This is a genomic window from Clostridium sp. Cult2 (assembly GCF_021655075.1).
GTDB lineage: Bacteria > Bacillota > Clostridia > Tissierellales > Tepidimicrobiaceae > Schnuerera.
This window is the reverse complement of record NZ_PPXX01000086.1, coordinates 1-19,228: the sequence shown is the minus strand read 5'-3', so window position 1 is coordinate 19,228 and position 19,228 is coordinate 1. Positions and strand designations below refer to the sequence as shown.

General features: G+C 28.6%; 20 protein-coding genes. 10 read left to right on the top strand and 10 right to left on the bottom strand.

Features of this window, described 5'->3' with window-relative positions; genetic code table 11:
- The 10 genes from C3E90_RS08910 to rpmH all read right to left on the bottom strand — a co-directional run.
- The coding region (locus C3E90_RS08910; protein WP_236915290.1) for a hypothetical protein at nucleotides 1–421 on the bottom strand (421 nt) is incomplete at its 3' end.
- A gap of 437 nt (nucleotides 422–858) precedes the next feature.
- A complete protein-coding gene (gene noc / locus C3E90_RS08905) occupies nucleotides 859–1,653 on the bottom strand; it encodes a nucleoid occlusion protein (protein ID WP_236915289.1) in 795 nt (264 codons plus the stop codon).
- 110 nt (nucleotides 1,654–1,763) lie between these two features.
- Complete coding sequence (gene rsmG / locus C3E90_RS08900) at nucleotides 1,764–2,480, bottom strand: 16S rRNA (guanine(527)-N(7))-methyltransferase RsmG (RefSeq protein ID WP_236915288.1); 717 nt, start codon at nucleotides 2,478–2,480, stop codon at nucleotides 1,764–1,766.
- Complete coding sequence (mnmG, locus tag C3E90_RS08895) at nucleotides 2,473–4,386, bottom strand: tRNA uridine-5-carboxymethylaminomethyl(34) synthesis enzyme MnmG (protein WP_236915287.1); 1,914 nt, start codon at nucleotides 4,384–4,386, stop codon at nucleotides 2,473–2,475. Before mnmG ends, rsmG begins: the two co-directional genes overlap by 8 nt.
- A gap of 21 nt (nucleotides 4,387–4,407) precedes the next feature.
- A complete protein-coding gene (gene mnmE / locus C3E90_RS08890; RefSeq protein ID WP_236915286.1) occupies nucleotides 4,408–5,787 on the bottom strand; it encodes a tRNA uridine-5-carboxymethylaminomethyl(34) synthesis GTPase MnmE in 1,380 nt (459 codons plus the stop codon).
- 124 nt (nucleotides 5,788–5,911) lie between these two features.
- Nucleotides 5,912–6,538 (bottom strand): RNA-binding cell elongation regulator Jag/EloR, encoded by a 627-nt coding sequence (gene jag, locus C3E90_RS08885; RefSeq protein WP_236915285.1) that lies wholly within the window; start codon nucleotides 6,536–6,538, stop codon nucleotides 5,912–5,914.
- A 1-nt stretch (nucleotide 6,539) separates the two neighbouring features.
- Complete coding sequence (locus C3E90_RS08880; protein ID WP_236915284.1) at nucleotides 6,540–7,253, bottom strand: YidC/Oxa1 family membrane protein insertase; 714 nt, start codon at nucleotides 7,251–7,253, stop codon at nucleotides 6,540–6,542.
- 14 nt (nucleotides 7,254–7,267) lie between these two features.
- Nucleotides 7,268–7,483, bottom strand: a complete 216-nt coding sequence (yidD, locus tag C3E90_RS08875; protein ID WP_236915283.1) for a membrane protein insertion efficiency factor YidD — start codon at nucleotides 7,481–7,483, stop codon at nucleotides 7,268–7,270.
- Entirely contained in the window at nucleotides 7,483–7,833 is a 351-nt protein-coding gene (gene rnpA, locus C3E90_RS08870) for a ribonuclease P protein component (protein WP_236915282.1), read from the bottom strand. The genes yidD and rnpA overlap by 1 nt, the downstream gene beginning before the upstream one ends.
- A gap of 43 nt (nucleotides 7,834–7,876) precedes the next feature.
- Nucleotides 7,877–8,011 (bottom strand): 50S ribosomal protein L34, encoded by a 135-nt coding sequence (rpmH, locus tag C3E90_RS08865; protein WP_236915281.1) that lies wholly within the window; start codon nucleotides 8,009–8,011, stop codon nucleotides 7,877–7,879.
- 591 nt (nucleotides 8,012–8,602) lie between these two features.
- On the opposite strand from rpmH, the gene dnaA reads away from it, so the two are divergent.
- From dnaA to C3E90_RS08815, 10 genes are all read left to right on the top strand, one after another.
- A complete protein-coding gene (dnaA, locus tag C3E90_RS08860; protein WP_236915280.1) occupies nucleotides 8,603–9,937 on the top strand; it encodes a chromosomal replication initiator protein DnaA in 1,335 nt (444 codons plus the stop codon).
- A gap of 248 nt (nucleotides 9,938–10,185) precedes the next feature.
- On the top strand, nucleotides 10,186–11,289 hold the full coding sequence (gene dnaN, locus C3E90_RS08855; RefSeq protein WP_236915279.1) for a DNA polymerase III subunit beta: 1,104 nt from the start codon (nucleotides 10,186–10,188) through the stop codon (nucleotides 11,287–11,289).
- 24 nt (nucleotides 11,290–11,313) lie between these two features.
- Entirely contained in the window at nucleotides 11,314–11,523 is a 210-nt protein-coding gene (locus C3E90_RS08850; RefSeq protein ID WP_236915278.1) for an RNA-binding S4 domain-containing protein, read from the top strand.
- 83 nt (nucleotides 11,524–11,606) lie between these two features.
- The gene (gene recF, locus C3E90_RS08845) at nucleotides 11,607–12,710 is read left to right on the top strand and encodes a DNA replication/repair protein RecF (RefSeq protein ID WP_236915277.1); all 1,104 of its coding nucleotides are present in this window, start codon (nucleotides 11,607–11,609) and stop codon (nucleotides 12,708–12,710) included.
- Between the two features lie 13 nt (nucleotides 12,711–12,723).
- A complete protein-coding gene (locus C3E90_RS08840) occupies nucleotides 12,724–13,026 on the top strand; it encodes a hypothetical protein (protein ID WP_236915276.1) in 303 nt (100 codons plus the stop codon).
- Nucleotides 13,027–14,937: a DNA topoisomerase (ATP-hydrolyzing) subunit B gene (gyrB, locus tag C3E90_RS08835; protein WP_236915275.1), complete on the top strand. Its 1,911-nt coding sequence runs from the start codon at nucleotides 13,027–13,029 to the stop codon at nucleotides 14,935–14,937.
- Nucleotides 14,938–14,947: 10 nt separating this feature from the next.
- On the top strand, nucleotides 14,948–17,392 hold the full coding sequence (gyrA, locus tag C3E90_RS08830) for a DNA gyrase subunit A (protein WP_236915274.1): 2,445 nt from the start codon (nucleotides 14,948–14,950) through the stop codon (nucleotides 17,390–17,392).
- Nucleotides 17,393–17,531: 139 nt separating this feature from the next.
- Nucleotides 17,532–17,849: an STAS domain-containing protein gene (locus C3E90_RS08825; RefSeq protein WP_236915273.1), complete on the top strand. Its 318-nt coding sequence runs from the start codon at nucleotides 17,532–17,534 to the stop codon at nucleotides 17,847–17,849.
- Nucleotides 17,850–17,853: 4 nt separating this feature from the next.
- Nucleotides 17,854–18,225, top strand: a complete 372-nt coding sequence (locus tag C3E90_RS08820; protein ID WP_236915272.1) for an ATP-binding protein — start codon at nucleotides 17,854–17,856, stop codon at nucleotides 18,223–18,225.
- Nucleotides 18,222–19,019: a SigB/SigF/SigG family RNA polymerase sigma factor gene (locus tag C3E90_RS08815; RefSeq protein WP_236915271.1), complete on the top strand. Its 798-nt coding sequence runs from the start codon at nucleotides 18,222–18,224 to the stop codon at nucleotides 19,017–19,019. The genes C3E90_RS08820 and C3E90_RS08815 overlap by 4 nt, the downstream gene beginning before the upstream one ends.
- Nucleotides 19,020–19,228: the final 209 nt, after the last annotated feature.

Sequence of the window (19,228 nt, the reverse complement as noted above, 5' to 3'; positions counted from 1 at the left end):
AAAAATATATTAAAAAAATAAGTGTTATTGTTAAAGGGGTATAAAATAGCAGAGTTAAAGGCCAAAATGGTACTGAAAAAACAACAGAAACCAAATAGTTAATAGAAGTAAGAACCATAATAAAGCCAAAATTAAATATTAAGAAATGTTTTATATTCATTTTATCTTTTTTTATAATAACTTTTATAAGATAAACTAAATAGATTAATATAATTAACGATTCCAGCAAATTAGTGATTTTAGAAATATTTGAAAGGTGTTCGAATTGATATTTTTCTATTGTTCCCCTTAAGGAATACTTTTGTATGTACAGGGATTTAGATATTCCAAAGTATGTATATATTAAGTTGATTAAAGAGAAGAAGATTACGTATAGTTTAAAAAATTTATTTTCTTTAAAATCATGTATGAATTGCTTCATAATAAGAAACCTCCAGTATTTAAAGATGTTTTCAAATTTGCTACTGAACATAATTCTACCACTACTTCGTAAAATATAAATTATGTGTCATTAACGTGTTGTCATTCCGAGTGAAACGAGAAATCTTATCTTTACCTTAAGATCCTTCTCTTTTCTCAGGATGATAACAACCTGCAACCGTCATCCTGAATGTAATAAAGAATCTTTTATTGTTCACCTAATCCTATTGATATACAAATTGACTAATATATTAATAATATCACATAGTAGAATACTTGCTACTAATTTAAAAAAATATAATCTGTCTTTCTAATTTTCATTAATTTTGACTCACTCCTTAATTTCATGTATTTAAATAATAATTGCATTATCCAAAACCTGTTTAATATTTCTAAAATAAAAGCCAAAATGTTTCATGTGAAACACTCTGGCTTTTATTACCTTTTTGGTATCTGAATAGATACTTCTACATATTCACCTTTATCCTTTTCTATATACTTAGCATCAATACCACTATCTTTTATTGCATTATAAGCTTTTTTTATTGTATTTAGATAAATACGTGTGCTAATTAACCTTTTTATGTTTTGCTTTTCTTCAACGGACTCCTCTTTCGTTAAATCATTTAGTATATCGTTTACCAAACTTTCAGTTTTGCTTACATTTAACTCCTTTTTTATAACCTTATCTAATACTTCTCTTTTCAACTCATAGTCTGGTAATTTTAGTAAAGCTCGTCCATGTCTTTCAGTTAGATTGTTTTCTATAAGATCTTTTTTTATGTCCTCTGGAAGCTTTAAAACTCGTAGTTTATTTGCAATGGTAGATTGACTTTTACCAATTTTTTCTGCTAGCTCATGTTGAGTAAACCCATGATCTGCTATTAAATTATAATAACCTTCTGCTTCTTCAATAAAATTCAAATCTTCTCTTTGTAAGTTTTCAATTAAAGCCAACATTGCAGATTCTTTATCTCTATATTCCACAATAATAGCAGGTATTTTATCAAGATCTGCTAACTCAGAAGCCCTTAGTCTTCTTTCCCCGGCAATAAGCTCATAATTTTCATTTTGCAATTTTCTTACACTAATAGGTTGAATTAATCCAAAGGACTTTATGGATTGGCTTAATTCTTCTAAAGACTTCTTGTTAAAATTCTTCCTTGGTTGATATGGATTAGGTTTAATGGACTCAATTGGAATATACTTTATCTCTGGTTGTATACTTTTCATTAGACTCCCCTCTTCCCAATAAACTTATTTAACCTTATTTTTATATATTCTATAAATTGTAAATATTTCCTTCTAATTTCCCAAACTTTCCTTCGCCATTTTATTCCTAATTATAAGGGTTTCTTCTTAGGTTTACCTCCTCCCCTAGGATATTTTGTCGGAGTTTCTTTTATTTTTTCTATAATTATCAAACTATGAGTAATATCACTTAAAGGCAAATCTATAACCTTAATTTCTTTAAACCTTCCACCTAATATCTTTATTGATTTTTCTGCATCCTTTAGTTCCTCACCCATATCGGGACCTTTCATAGAAATAAAATGTCCTCCAACTTTTACAAAAGGTAAACAATATTCACAAAGAGTGTTCAAAGAAGCTACTGCCCTTGAAACTGCAATATCATATTTTTCTCTATGGTTTTTATCTCTACCTAATTCTTCTGCTCGTCCATGAATAGGAATTATTTTTTCTAAAGCTAATTTGTCAATTATATTCTCTAAAAATGTAATTCTTTTTTTTAAGCTGTCAAGTAAAACCACTTCCATATCTCTATTTAATATTTTTAGTGGTACACCTGGAAAACCTCCACCAGTTCCTATATCTATCATTTTTATGTTCTTCCCAATTAAATCCGTAGTTAATGGGGTTATACTATCAACAAAATGCTTAATATCGATTTCTTCGTCATCAATTATAGATGTAATATTTATTTTCTGATTCCATTCCTTTAATAATTCTTTATATAAAATAAAACTATGGATTTCTTCTTTATTTAATTCAATACCTAATATATTTCCACCTTTAATTAATGTATTTACATTAGTCATGCTTTTCTCCTTTCATTTCCCTTCTTTTTTGCTCTAAATAGATTAACAAGACATTAATATCTGCTGGGGAAACTCCTGATATTCTAGAGGCTTGACCTACGGAATCTGGCTTAATCTGGTTCAATTTTTGTTTAGCTTCATTACTTAAACCTTTAATATCATTATAATCTTGATTTTCAGCTAATTTTTTGCTTTCTAATTTTTTAAACTGTTCAATTTGTGTCATCTGTTTTTTAATATAACCTTCATATTTAATATGAGTTTCAACTTGAAGTCTAATTTCCCTTGGTAATTCTTTCCTGCTAGAATCAAGTTTTGCTAAAGATTCATAGCTTAGTTCAGGCCTTTTAATTAAATTGTACAAACTAAAGGCTGTTTTCAAGGGTGTACTACCCAATTTTTCTAATAAATCATTGGTATTAGTAGTAGGGGTTACTACTACATCTTTTAATCTGTTTAATTCCGACTCTATTAGTTCTTTTTTCTTATTAGTTTTCCTATATCTCTCTTCAGTCACTAAACCAATTTTATAACCTTTTTCTGTCAACCTTAAATCCGCATTATCTTGTCTTAATGTTAATCTGTATTCTGCTCTTGAAGTCATCATTCTATAAGGTTCATTTGTACCTTTTGTCACTAAATCATCAATCAATACCCCAATATATGCTTCTGACCTATCTAACATAAAAGGTTCTTTACCTTTAATATTCATTACAGCATTTATTCCTGCAATTAATCCTTGAGCAGCTGCTTCCTCATACCCTGATGATCCATTAATTTGACCTGCAAAAAATAAATTATTTATTTCCATATGCTCTAAAGTTCTTTTTAATATGGTAGGATCTATACAATCATATTCTATACCATAAGCGGTTCTCATAAACTGCACATTCTCCAAACCAATTATGGTCTTATACATTTCCAATTGAACTTCTTCAGGTAAAGTTGAACTTACTCCTTGTACATACATTTCTCTTGTATCAAGTCCTTCAGGCTCAATAAATACTTGATGTTTCTCCTTATCACTAAACCTTACCACCTTATCTTCAATAGATGGACAATATCTTGGTCCTATTCCTTCTATAACTCCAGAATACATAGGAGAACGAGAAAGATTTTTCCTAATTATTTCGTGTGTTAAAGGTGTAGTATAGGTTAAATGACAAGGAACCTGCTCTATGTTAAAATTCTTATCCATATTTAGAAATGAAAAAGGTATAATTTCCTCATCTCCTGGTTGAATTTCCATTTTAGAATAATCTATAGTATCCCCGTGTACTCTTGCTGGTGTACCAGTTTTAAATCTTCTCAATTTAATACCCAATTTTAATAAAGAATCTGAAAGAATATTAGAAGGAGAAAAACTACCAGGACCACTTGAGTAGTTTACTTCACCTATAAAAATTCTTCCTTTCAAATATGTTCCAGTAGCCAATATTACTACTTTACTACTATAAATAGCACCTGTCTTTGTAACAATTCCTTTAGTATTATTGTCTTCTACAAGTATTTCAACAACTTCACCTTCACGCAAAACTATATTGGGTTCTTTTTCTAATACCTTTTTCATTTCTCTATGATATTTCTTTTTATCTGCTTGAACCCTTAACGAATGAACAGCTGGCCCTTTTGATGTATTAAGCATTCTACTTTGGATAAAAGATTTATCTATATTTAAAGCCATCTCTCCGCCTAGTGCATCTATCTCTCTAACTAAATGCCCTTTCCCAGTACCTCCAATATTAGGATTACAAGGCATATCTCCTATAGAATCAAGACTCATAGTGAGCATTAAAGTTTTCATGCCCATTCTACTAGTAGCCAATGCTGCTTCACATCCAGCATGACCAGCTCCAACAACTATTACATCAAAATTTCCTGCATGAAATTTTTTTACTTCTTTCATCTTGTACACCTCTTTATAAAACTATTTACCTATACAGAATTCAGAGAATATTTTATCCAAAATATCCTCACCAACAGTATCTCCAGATATTTCCCCTAAATTTTCCCAACAGTTTTTTATATCTACTTCTATACAATCTAAAGGCATACTTGAAACAATACCATTTACTCCTTCTTCTATATTTCCCTTAGCTCTTAAAAGTTGGTTTTTATGCCTTAAGTTTGTAATTATTACATCGCTTTCTACCTCTAAATCTCCTTTATAAAACATATCCTTTATGGCATATTCCAACTTATCAATACCTAATCCACTAACAATGGAAGTAATTATAATTTCCTTATCAGGTAATAATTTTTTTAAATAACTTTCATCATATTCACTTGGGAGGTCTGTTTTATTTAGCAAAACTATGGATTTTCTTTCTTTAATAATATCTATAATTTGGTAATCCTCTTCAGTAATACTATCCGATGCATCAAATACTGCTATTATTAAATCTGCTTTATATACCATTTCTCTGGCTCTATCTACACCAATTTTTTCAACTAAGTCATCAGTAGTTCTAATTCCTGCTGTATCAACAATTTTCAAAGGTATACCATCAATATTCACATATTCTTCTATAATATCTCTAGTAGTTCCTGGAATATTGGTTACGATAGCTCTATTTTCCCTTAACATAGCATTTAATAAAGAAGATTTTCCTACATTAGGTTTTCCTAATATAACGGTGTTTAAACCATCCCTAAGAATTTTTCCTCTATCAGCTGTTTCCAATAATTTATTAATTTCCTCTTCTACTTGCTTAGCTTTTTCTTCTAATTCTTCATAGGTAATCTCTTCTACATCTTCCTCTGGAAAATCTATGGAAACCTCTATATGTGCTATCATTTCCAATAATATATCTCTTATTTTTTTAACTTTTTTAGATATGCTTCCTTCTAATTGTTCTAATGATACTTGAAAAGATTTGTCCGTTTTAGCCCTAATCATATCTATTACTGCTTCTGATTGAGCTAAATCTAACCTTCCGTTTAAAAAGGCCCTCTTGGTAAATTCTCCAGGTTCCGCTAATCTAGAGCCATTTTCTAAAACCAACTCTAATATTTTTCTTACTGATATTATACCTCCATGACAATATATCTCCACCATATCTTCCCTAGTGTAAGTATATGGTTCTTTCATATATGCAATTAATACTTCGTCTACAATTTCTTTATCTTTTGGATTAATTATATGGCCATATATTAATCTTCTATTTTCTCCATCTATTAAATTTTCAATTTTATTTCCTTTAAATAATCTATTTGCAATACTTATGGATTTTTTCCCACTTATTCTAACGATTCCAATTCCAGCTTCCCCCATAGCAGTAGAAATAGCCGCAATTGTATCAGCCATAGTTTTCACCATACCTTTCTATTAATAACAAAGGTTCCTATAATAATATAAATAAATTTAGGAATCTTTAATAAATCTATATATGATAATAGAAACCCAGTATAGCACTGGGTTTCTTAAAGGTTTATTTTGCTTGAATAACTACTCTTCTATAAGGTTCTTCTCCTTCACTATAAGTAGCTATACCATTTACATGCTGCAAAGCAGAATGAATTATCCTTCTTTCATAGGGATTCATTGGCTCTAATTTTACTGGTCTTCTGCTATATTTTGACTTTTCAGCCATCCTATTCGCCAATCTAATTAAAGTTTCTTCCCTTTTCTTTCTATATCCTTTAATATCTACTATTACTTTAATATAATTATCCCTATTTTTATTAACCGTTAAGCTTAATAAATATTGTATTGCATCTAAAGTATTTCCTCTTTTACCAATTACAATTCCCATATCAGAAGAATTAATATTAACAATTTCTACTTTTAAGCAAGAATCTTCTCTTCTAACTAGTACATTTCCCTTGATATTCATAGATGATAGAATTCTGTTTAAAAAATTTTCAGTAATTTCTATGGGATCATTAACTACTGTCACTTTAACTATTGCATCCTTAGTACCTATTAATCCAAACAAACCTTTACTTGGTTCTTCCAGTATTTCTACCTGAACATCTGTCTCACTAACACTTAATTCCTCTAACGCAATATCGATGGCCTCACGAACAGTTTTTGCTACCTTTACAACGGACCTCATTCTATCTTGTCTCCTCCTTAATTTTACCCAAAGACCTATTAGATATCAATTGTTGAATTATTTGAAATATATTACCTATAACCCAATATACTCCTATACCAGCTGCAAAAGACCTAGCAGCCATAAATATCATGGCAGGTAAGAATATATTCATCATTTTTTGAGTAGATTCAGCTTGCGGATTAGCTTCTACATTACTAGTCATAAGTTTACTTTGTAAAAATGTAGTCAATGCAGCTAAGAGAGGTAATCCCCATAAATAAGGGTCTGGTTTTTCTAAATTTGGTATCCATAAAAAACTTTTACTAATTGCATCATAAATATTTGGGTCTTTAAAAACAAATCTTACAGGATCTCTTAATACATTAAAAAAAGCTATTATTATCGGAAATTGAATAAGCAAAGGTAAACACCCAGAAGCTGGATTATAATTATGTTCTTTATACATTTCCATCATTTTTGCTTGTTGGGTCTGTGGGTCATTTTTATATTTATTTTGAATTTCTTTAATCTTCGGTTGCAACTCGTTCATTTTCTTTGTAGACTTACTCTGATGTAAACTTATAGGTAAAAGAATAAATTTAAAAATAATTGTTGTTAATACAATTGCTATACCATAATAAGAAATAAATTCTGATTCTGTACCAATACTAGATACCATATCAAATACAAATTTTAACAAAGCTCCTAATAAATTACCTAAAAACGACGTCATTTGTCAACCCCCAATCATTTTAGCGGATCATATCCTCCTTTATTAAATGGATGACATCTCAATACTCTACGTATACTTAGATAAGTTCCTTTAAAAAAACCATACTTCTTATAAGCTTGTATAGAATACTCAGAGCAAGTTGGATAAAATCTGCAGTTTTTCCCCGTTAAAATATATTTAGAAATAAATCTTTGATAAAATTTTATTAATAAAATAGCTACTTTAGCCATTATTTGTCACCTATATCATTTAAAAGACCAGATGTTTTCAAAATATGAAGCATTGCACTTTCTAATTCTACATGTTTTAAATCTACCACATTCTTCTTAGGTATTATTATTATATCATATTCTTTCCTAACCATATTGAAATTTTTTCTAAGTATTTCTTTCAATCTTCTCTTTACTCTATTTCTTACCACACTATTGCCAATCTTTTTCGAAACGGTAAAACCAACCCTCGAATAATTCAATCCATTCTTCATCTTATACAAAACTAAATTACGATTCCAATAATTCTTTCCTCTTTTATAAACCTTTTTAAAATCTTCATTATTCCTTAACCTATATTCTTTATTCATTACAATGCTCCTTATAGACAAAAAGGCCACTGATGTTGCGGCCTTATGCTGTTAACCTTTTTCTGCCTTTTCTTCTTCTATTCTTAATAACTTGTCTTCCTGATTTACTTCTCATTCTCTTTCTAAATCCATGTTCTTTACTTCTCTGTCTTTTTTTTGGTTGATAAGTTCTTTTCATTTAACTACACCCCCTCTGTTCAAACCCATATATAAAAATTTTAAAATTTTTGTTAAGGAAAACATAAATACTAATATTGATTATATTTATAGATAGCTTATATGTCAAGAAATTTAAACTATTCATATCCACAGATTAATTAATTCACAAGTTCTCAATATTGTGGATAATTTTGTTGATATAATTAGTTTTATTTGATATTATTAATTTGGTATGTGGATAAGTTATTTTTTATAAACAGTCTATTTTTATACACAGATTGTGGATAAGGTTGTGTATAAGTTTTTACTTTTCAAATATTTATTTAACCCTATACCTTTAATTCAACCAATTTGTTATCCACATATTTATTGTTCTAATATTTGTTAATATATATTATTTAAAGTTTATTTAGAATATTAATAACAAATTATCAATAGCTTATCCACAATTATTATACCATTTTTTATTAATTTTATTTATGAATATTTTTACTTTTTTGTGGATATGTCTGTTAATATCTATATATTATATAGTATTTTTATTTAACTATTGGTTATAAAAACATATATAGTGGTTATAATTTACAATAAAATAGGAGGAATAAAAATAATGGTTTCAAATTTAGATAATATCTGGAATGAAGTCCTTAAATTAATCAAAGTAGAACTAACGGAAGTTAGTTTCAATACATGGCTTAAAACAATTAAACCTATTACTATTACTGATGATAGGGTTATTCTTGCCGCCCCCAATGAATTTACTAAAGGTATTTTAGAGGCCAGATATTTAAATTTAATAAAAAATGCCATAGCTCAAATTATTAAAGAAGAATATACTATTCAATTCATTATCCCAGGAGAAGAAATAAACATAAATGTTGGACAATCTATTCCAATAGATAACCATGAATTAAATCAAAGGTCTCAATTAAATCCTAAATATACTTTTGATACATTTGTAATTGGAAATAGTAATAGATTTGCTCATGCTGCTTCATTAGCTGTAGCAGAAGCACCAGCACAAGCCTATAATCCATTATTCATATACGGAGGAGTGGGTTTAGGGAAAACTCATTTAATGCACGCTATAGGACATTTTATTTTAAATCAATCCCCTAAATCAAAAGTAGTGTATGTTTCTTCAGAAAAGTTTACAAATGAATTGATAAATTCAATTAGAGATGATAGAAACAATGAATTTAGAAACAAATACAGAAATGTTGATGTATTGTTAGTAGATGATATCCAATTTATAGCAGGTAAAGAAAGTACTCAAGAAGAATTTTTCCATACATTTAATGCTTTACATGAAGCAAATAAACAGATAATTATATCTAGTGATAGGCCACCAAAAGAAATACCAACATTGGAAGATAGATTAAGATCTAGATTTGAATGGGGATTAATATCAGATATTCAAGCACCAGATTTAGAGACGAGGATTGCCATTCTTAAGAAAAAAGCAAAAATGGAAAATATTGATGTACCTGATGACGTTATGCTATATATTGCATCAAAAATACAATCAAATATTAGAGAATTAGAAGGAGCTTTGATTAGAATTGTTGCTTATTCATCCCTAACCAACAAAGAAGTTACTGTAGATTTAGCTGAAGAAGCTTTAAAGGATATAATTTCCAATAATAAACCTAGAAAGATAACGGTAGAATTAATAAAGAATTCAGTATCTAAAGAATTTGATATAAAAATGGAAGATTTTAACTCAAAGAAAAGAACTAGAGCAATAGCTTATCCAAGGCAAGTAGCCATGTATTTAACACGAGAATTAACTGATTTATCTTTACCTAAAATAGGAGATGAATTTGGAGGTCGAGACCATACGACTGTAATACATGCTTATGATAAAATATCAGTAGATATTGATGAAAGTGATGAACTTAAAAAAAGAATAGACGGACTTATAAAAAATATAAAAGGGGAATAATCAACAAAATTTGTTAATAACCTTGTTAGTTAAATGTTAGTAAATTAAGATTTTTTAAAGACTAATTATTATGGGGATAACTTCTATAGTTACTATTAAATTATCAACATGTTATTAAATGCAGAAACATATTAAAACTATATCCTATACATAGTTATTAACAAATTAACACCCCCTACTACTATTACTACTATTATATATTTATCTATCTATCTTTCAAGAACCAAACAGAAAAGGAGGATTATCAATTGAGAATACAAGTTAATCAAAATATTTTAGCAAATCATATTAATATAGTACAAAAAGGAATTTCAACTAGAACTACATTACAAATATTAGATGGTATATTAATAGAGACAGTTAATGGAAAGTTAAAGTTAACTGCTACTGATTTAGAAATTAGAATAGAAACATATCTTGATTGTGATACAATAGAAGAAGGTGCCATCGTAGTAAATTCTAGGATATTTGGTGATATAATTAAAAAATTGCCTAATTCTTTAATTAATATTGTAGTTAAAGATAATAACATTAATATTACTTGTGAAAATTCAGAATTTAATATATTAGGTAACTCACCTCAAGAATATCCAGAATTACCTGCTATAATTAATCAAAATTCTTTCAATATTCCTAAGGATTTATTTAAATCTGCTATTAGACAAACTGTATTTGCTACTACACTAGATGAAACCAGACCTATCTTAACTGGAGTTTTATTAGAAGTATCTGATTGCGTTGGTTCTTTTGTTGCACTAGATGGTTATAGGTTAGCTTTAAGAAGTATTCCTATAGATATAAAAGAAAATATCAAAATAGTAATACCAGGTAGAGTATTAGGTGAATTAAATAAAATACTTGATGATGAAGATGAATTGAAAATAACTACAGCTCCAGGTCATGTAATATTTGACATGGGAGATACAGTAGTTTCTTCAAGATTACTGGAAGGCCAATTTTTAAACTATAAAGATATTATTAGGAAAGAACATAAAACTAATATTAAGGTAAATAGAAAAGAACTTCAGGATAGCCTTGAGAGAGCTTCCTTATTAGCAAAAGAAGAAAAAACAAATTTAGTTAAATTGAATATTGCTGATAATCAAGTTATTATAAAATCAAATTCAGAAATAGGAAATGTTAATGAACAAATTTATTCAAATAAAGAAGGAGAGGATATAAACATAGCCTTTAATTCCAAATACCTTATCGACGGAATAAAAGCTATAGATTCTGAGGAAATAGAACTTTTTTTCATGGGAAGTTTAAATCCATGCATAATAAATCCTGTAGAGGATAAAAATTATACTTATTTAGTTTTACCAGTACGACTTGCTCAAGAAGATTATTAATAGAGAAGGTGGAAATTTAATAATATGAAAGAAATAAAAATAAGAACGGATATTATAAAATTAGACCAGTTGCTTAAATTTGCTGGAATTACTCAAACTGGTGGTGAAAGCAAAAACATTATAAATATGGGAAAGGTTTCAGTAAATGGGAACATTGTAAAAGAAAGAGGAAAAAAGATAAAAAAGGGTGATATAATAGAAATAGAAGACATAGAAAAGTTAATTGTGGTATAATAAAGTAGGTTTGTGAAAATAATCCCTCAACCCTTGTGGTTGAGGATTTATCACTTATGAAGTATTTTTGAGGGGTGCTTTTTTTGAATGTAGAAAGTATTAAGCTCATTAATTTTAGAAATTATAATAATTTAAGTTTAGACTTAAATAAAAAGATAAATATTTTTGTTGGAAAAAACGCTCAAGGAAAGACCAATTTATTAGAATCAATTTATATGTGTGCTACAGGAAGATCTTTCAGGACTAATAGAGATAGAGAGATTATAAATTTAAATAAAAAGGAAGCTTATATTGGATCTAAAATTAACATTGGTAGAACTGAAAAAATAATAGAAGTAAAATTGGAAAAAGATAGGCCAAAAAGGATAAAAATAAACCAAATCGAATTAAAAAACTTTAAAGAATTATATAGCGGTTTAAGTGTTGTAGTTTTTTCTCCTGATGACTTAAAACTTGTAAAAGATGGACCAGTAGAAAGAAGAAATTTTTTAGATATGAGTATTTCTCAAATAAGGCCAATTTATAAATACAATATTAATAAGTATAATAAGGTTTTATTTCAAAGAAATAATCTACTTAAATCCAATAAAGTAAAATCTAATATTATTAATTTAATAGAAATATTTGATATACAACTTGCTAAAATAGGAACCGAAATAATTATATCTAGGTTCCAATTTATTGAAAAATTATCTAAAATAGCCAAGGAAACACATAGAAAATTAACTTTAGAAGAAGAGTTAATTTTAAATTATAATACCAATGTGAATTTTTCTGGTAAAAATAAGAAAATCATTGAAAAAAATTTTTTAGAACAATTAAAATTTAATGTAGATAAGGATTTAATTACTGGAATTACATCAATTGGCCCTCATAGGGACAATATGGAAATAGAGATTAATGGTGCAGATGCTCGAATATTTGCTTCTCAAGGTCAACAAAGAACTATTGTCTTATCTATAAAATTATCTGAAGTGGAAATAATTAGAATGGAGAAAGGTGTTTATCCTGTTTTATTATTAGACGATGTATTTTCTGAGTTAGATATGGACAGAAGAAAGTATCTGACTAAATCTTTTAACGATATGCAAACTATAATTACTTCCACGGATATTATTAATTTAGATGAACTTAAAGAAATTGAAAAATCCATATTCTATATAGATAATGGTAAAATCTTAAAGTAAAGGAGTGGATTTAGTGTTTTTGCACATAGGTAATAATGTTAATATATTCTTAAAAGATATAGTTGCAATTATTGACAAGGATTCTTTAGAAAATTCTAAAGAAAATAATATATATATTCAAAAGTTACTAAAAAATAGCAATTTAGCCAGTAATGATATGAATGATATAAAAACTTATATAGTAACTTGTTCTAGTAATACACCTAGGAAAAATAGAAAAATAAATAAAAAACATGTCTTATATGTATCAAATATATCATCAACAACTTTATTTAGAAGAAATAAAGTTGTGAAACAAGATTGGAGGTTAGAATAAATGACCAATGAAAATAATGGAAGAATATATACAGCTGAAGAAATTCAAGTTTTAACAGGATTAGAACCAGTTAGAAAAAGGCCAGGGATGTATATTGGAAGTACTGGACCTAGGGGATTACATCATTTGGTATATGAAGTAGTAGATAATAGTATAGATGAAGCTTTAGCAGGAGTATGTGATAGTATAAAAATTGTAATAGAAAAAGATAATTCTGTAATAGTAGAGGATAATGGATCAGGTATACCGGTAGAAACTCATCCTCAAACTGGAAAGTCAACAGTAGAAACAGTTCTTACTATCCTTCATGCTGGAGGAAAGTTTAATAATTCTGCTTATAAAGTATCTGGAGGTTTGCATGGTGTTGGAGTTTCAGTTGTTAATGCTTTATCTGAATGGTTAATTGCAAAGGTAAAAAGAGATGGAAAAGAATATATGCAGAAATTTGAAAGGGGTGTACCTGTTACTGAATTACAAATAGTTGGAGAGGCTAAAACTACAGGTACATTAATAAATTTTAAACCGGATAAAGAAATTTTTGATGAAGTAGATTTCAATTTCGAGACATTAGAATATAGACTAAGAGAAATGGCATTTTTAAATAAGGGTATAATGATTAATTTAGAAGATAGAAGAACTAATACAAAGAGGAAATTTCACTATGAAGGAGGTATTAAATCCTTTGTAGAATATATTAATAGAAATAAAAATCCAATTCATAAAGATATAATGTACTTTGAAGCTGAAAAGGATAATACAGTAGTAGAATTAGCAATGCAATATACAGATGCATATTCAGAAAATATATATACCTTTGCCAATAATATAAACACCCAAGAAGGTGGAACCCATCTAAGTGGGTTGAGAACTGCCTTAACTAGAGCTATTAATGACTATGGTAGAAAGTATAACCATATAAAAGAAAAAGATGAAAATCTTCAAGGGGATGATGCAAGGGAAGGATTATCTGCTGTATTATCTGTTAAACTAATGGAACCTCAATTTGAAGGACAAACTAAAACCAAATTAGGTAATAGCGAAGTAAGAGGGATTGTAGAGTCTTTGACTTATGATTTTATTACTAGATACCTTGAAGAAAACCCTAAATCCGGAAAAATTGTATTGGAAAAAGCAGTTAGTGCATCAAGGGCAAGAGAAGCAGCAAGAAAGGCAAGGGAGATTTCAAGGAAAAGAAGCATTTTAGACAATACCACATTACCAGGTAAACTTGCTGATTGTCAATCAAATGATTTAGAAATAACAGAAATATATATAGTGGAAGGGGATTCAGCTGGTGGAAGTGCAAAACAGGGAAGAGACAGAGGTTATCAAGCAATTCTTCCATTAAGGGGTAAAATACTAAATGTAGAAAAAGCAAGATTAGATAGAATATTAGGATATGAAGAAATAAGGGCTATGATAACAGCCTTTGGAACCGGAATTGGTGATGAATTTGATATTGAAAAATTAAGATATGGAAAGATAATAATAATGACGGATGCAGACGTAGATGGTGCTCATATTAGGACATTGCTATTAACATTTTTCTATAGATATATGAGAGAATTATTAGATAATGGCCATGTATATATTGCTCAGCCACCTTTATATAAAGTATCAAAAGGTAGAGCTGAACATTATGTTTATAGTGATAATGAATTAGAAAAATTACTTGAAGAAATAGGCCGAAGCAACTATTCTATTCAAAGATACAAGGGTCTTGGAGAAATGAATCCAGAGCAACTTTGGGAAACTACAATGGATCCAGAAAAAAGGATACTATTGCAAGTAACCGTAGAAGAGGGATTGGCTGCAGATGAAATATTTACAACTTTAATGGGAGATAAGGTCAAACCGAGAAGGGAATTTATACAAAAGAATGCAAAACTAGTTAAAAACTTAGATATATAGGAGGGGAAAAATGGACAAAGATAATAAAGATGGTATAGATAATAAAATTATAGAAATAAATATTGAAGAAGAAATGAAAAAATCCTATTTAGATTATGCTATGTCTGTAATTGTGAGTAGGGCCCTTCCAGATGTTAGAGACGGTTTAAAACCAGTCCATAGAAGGATACTCTATGCTATGAATGAATTAGGAATGACTCCAGATAAACAATATAGAAAATCTGCAAGGGTAGTAGGGGATGTATTAGGTAAATATCATCCTCATTCAGATACATCTGTCTATGATGCCATGGTAAGACTCGCCCAGGATTTTAATACTAGGTATCCCTTAGTAAATGGCCATGGAAACTTTGGTTCTGTAGATGGAGACAGTGCTGCAGCTATGCGTTATACAGAAGTAAAGATGACTAAGCTTACATTGGAGATGTTAAGGGATATAAACAAAGAAACTATAGATTATATGCCTAATTTTGATGAAACCTTAAAAGAACCAATTGTTCTACCTAGTAGATTTCCGAACCTATTGGTAAACGGTTCATCAGGGATAGCAGTTGGAATGGCAACTAATATTCCCCCACATAATTTAAAAGAGGTAATAGATGGGATAATCATGTTAATAGAGAATCCCGAAATCGACATTGAAGATTTAATGGGAGTTATTAAAGGACCAGACTTTCCAACTGGTGCTATGATAATGGGGAGAGATGGGATTAAATCTGCCTTTAAAACTGGAAGAGGAAAGATAAGGATTAGAGCAGTTGCTGAGATAGAGGAATATACTAAGGGCAGAGATAAAATAATAATAACAGAGCTACCTTATCAGGTAAATAAAGCAAGATTAATAGAAAAGATAGCTGAACTAGTTAGAGATAAAAAGCTAGAAGGAATCTCAGATTTAAGAGATGAGTCCGATAGAGACGGTATGCGTATAGTAATTGAATTGAAAAGAGATGCAAACCCTAATATAGTTCTAAACAATCTATATAAACAAACTCAATTACAAGTAACTTTTGGAGTCATTATGCTAGCTTTAGTAAATAATGAACCTAGGGTATTAAATTTAAAGCAAATATTAACCTATTATTTAGAACATCAAAAAGAAATAATAACCAGAAGAACCCAATTTGATTTAGATAAAGCTGAAGCAAGGGCTCATATTGTAGAAGGTTTGAAAATAGCTTTAGATAATATAGATGAAGTCATAAATATTATTAGAAGTTCAAAAGAAGAAGCAACAGCTAAAGAAAGACTTATGAATAGTTTTGAACTATCTGAAAAACAAGCTCAAGCCATACTTGATATGAGGCTTAGAAGGTTAACAGGATTAGAACGAGAAAAGCTAGAAGAAGAATATGAAGCATTGATTAAAGAAATTAATAGATTTAAAGAAATATTAGCTAGTGAAAGGTTAATATATGAAATAATTAAAGATGAATTGCTAGAAATTAAAGAAAGATTTGGAGATAGAAGAAAGACTAGAATAATGCCTTCAGCTGATGAAATAGATATAGAAGATATGATTGAAGAAGAAGATGTAATCATTACTTTAACCCATTATGGATATATAAAAAGAATGCCAGAAGATACTTATAAAATCCAAAGAAGGGGCGGGAAAGGGATTACAGGACTTACTACAAGAGAAGAAGATTTTGTAGAAAATTTATTTATTACTTCAACCCATGATACTATACTTTTCTTTACAAATAAAGGTAGAGTATATTCATTAAAAGCCTATGAAATACCTGAAGGTAGAAGACAGGCTAGAGGAACAGCAATAATTAACTTATTAAATTTAACAGGAGATGAAAATATATCCGCAGTTATTCCTATAGAAAAATATGATCCAGAAAGTAACCTTGTTTTCATAACTAAAAATGGAATTATCAAAAAAACAAAATTGGATAACTTTAAAAATATAAGAAAAAATGGAATAATTGCTATTAGTTTAAAAGAAAAAGATGAATTAATAGGAGTTAAAAAAACAAACGGTAAAAGAGAAATAATAGTGGTAACATCTCAGGGAATGGCTATTAGATTTAGTGAAAAAGATGTAAGAGAAATGGGCAGAAATGCTATGGGGGTTATAGCTATTAGGTTGAAAGATGAAGATGAGGTAGTAGCAATGGATCTAATAGAAGAAGGAAAACATCTGTTGGTTGTAAGTGAATTTGGATTTGGAAAAAGAACTCCTTTAGATGAATATAGAATTCAAAATAGGGGCGGAGTAGGTTTAAAAACCTACAATATAAAGAACAAAACAGGCAAATTGGTATCTGCTAAAGTAATAGATGAAAATGATGAAATAATAATGATTTCTATGTCAGGGATAATAATTAGATTGATTTCAAAAGGTATTTCAGTAATGGGTAGAAATACTCAAGGAGTTACTTTGATGAAAATAAATAATAAAGATGACAAAGTAATGGCAGTTGCAAAATATGTAGAAGAAGAATAGTAATGGAAAAAGTATCCTTTAATATATTAAGGATGCTTTTTTTATCCATATATAAGTAAATCCTACTAAGTTACTTTACATTAAACCTATTTTATTATAAAATTAAGTAAATATGAAAGAAGATTAAGGGGGTATTAATATGTCTTTAAGTATTAAAGTTAACTTTGATGAAGAAAAAGGTATTTGGGTAATCATACCAGAAGGAGAAATTGACATATACACATCTCCAAAATTAAAGGAAAGATTAGTTGAAGCATTTAACAAAAGAAAAACAGATATATTAATAGATGGTCAAAACTTAGATTATCTAGATAGTACAGGTTTAGGTACATTAATAAGTGTTCTTAAGAAAGCAAAAGAAAACGATAGTAATATATATCTAGAAAACATTAAGCCAAATATAAGAAAATTATTTGATATTACTGAATTAGATAAGGTATTTATAATTAAGGAGTGATAGTATGGATAAAAATATTTTTAAACTTACCATTCCTAGTAAACCTGATTATATATCCGTTGCAAGATTAACTTCATCTTCTATTGCAAATAAGGTGGGATTTAATATAGATGATATAGATGATATTAAGGTATCTATTGCAGAAGCTTGTATAAATGCATTGAATAGAGCTGAACATATAGATATAAAATTTACTATTCAAGAAAATAAATTTATTATGTCAGTTAATAATGTATCCATGTATGATAATAATAATGAAGATACAAATAAAGAAATGAAGCTAGGAATTCTAATAATTAAATCTTTAATGGATGAAGTTAACTTTTCAAAAGAAGGAGTTGAAATGATAAAATATATAGAGGATGGTAGTATATGAAATCAAATAAATATTTTGAAAAAAATGATTTAAAAGACTTAAATCAAGTAGACACCAAAACTCTATTCAAACAATTGAAAGAAACAAAAGATTTTAAAATAAGAGAAACTCTTATAGAAAGACATTTATATATAGCTGAAATACTTTCAAAAAAATATGCTAATAGAGGCATAGACTATGATGATATATATCAAGTAGCTTCTATTGGACTTATCTATGCAATTGATAGATATGATATAGACAAAGGATTTGAATTTTCTAGTTTTGCCACTCCTACTATTATCGGTGAGATTAAAAAACATTTCAGAGATAAAGGTTGGACCATAAGAGTCCCTCGGAGAATACAAGAATTATCAAAAAAAATAAATAATGCCAAGATTACTTTAAGTCAGGAACTTCAACGTTCTCCTACAGTAGAAGATATAGCAGAATATTTAAATTCTACAGAAGAAGAAATTCTAGAGGCTATGGAAGGCAGTAAGGTCTATACTCCCCAGTCCTTAGATTTAACTTATGATTCTAACGGAGACGATAAAGATGTGAATTTAGCAGATCTTATAGGAGAAGAAGATATTTATTTTAGCAAAATCGAAAACAATGATTTTTTATTAAGAGGTATGGAGAAGTTAAATGATGTAGAAAAGAAAATATTAGTAGATAGATATTTTAATAATAAGACCCAAGTAATCATTGCTGAAGAATTAAATATTTCTCAAATGACTGTATCCAGAATTGAAAAAAAGGTTATTGAAAAGTTTAGAAAAGAAATGGAAAAAACCTTAGGGTGGAAATAAAATTTCATGTTGACAAACTCCAAAAAATATTATATTATTAATGTCCCTAATCATCATATATTTAATCTTTAAATTATTTTTTTAAATTTATAAAAATATGTTGACAGGGCAATTAAAATTTGTTATATTATAAAAGTCGGCTCTAAACGGTGTCGACAACAAAGAACCTAGACAACTTAACAGTGTGAAGTACTTTGAGTAAGATATAA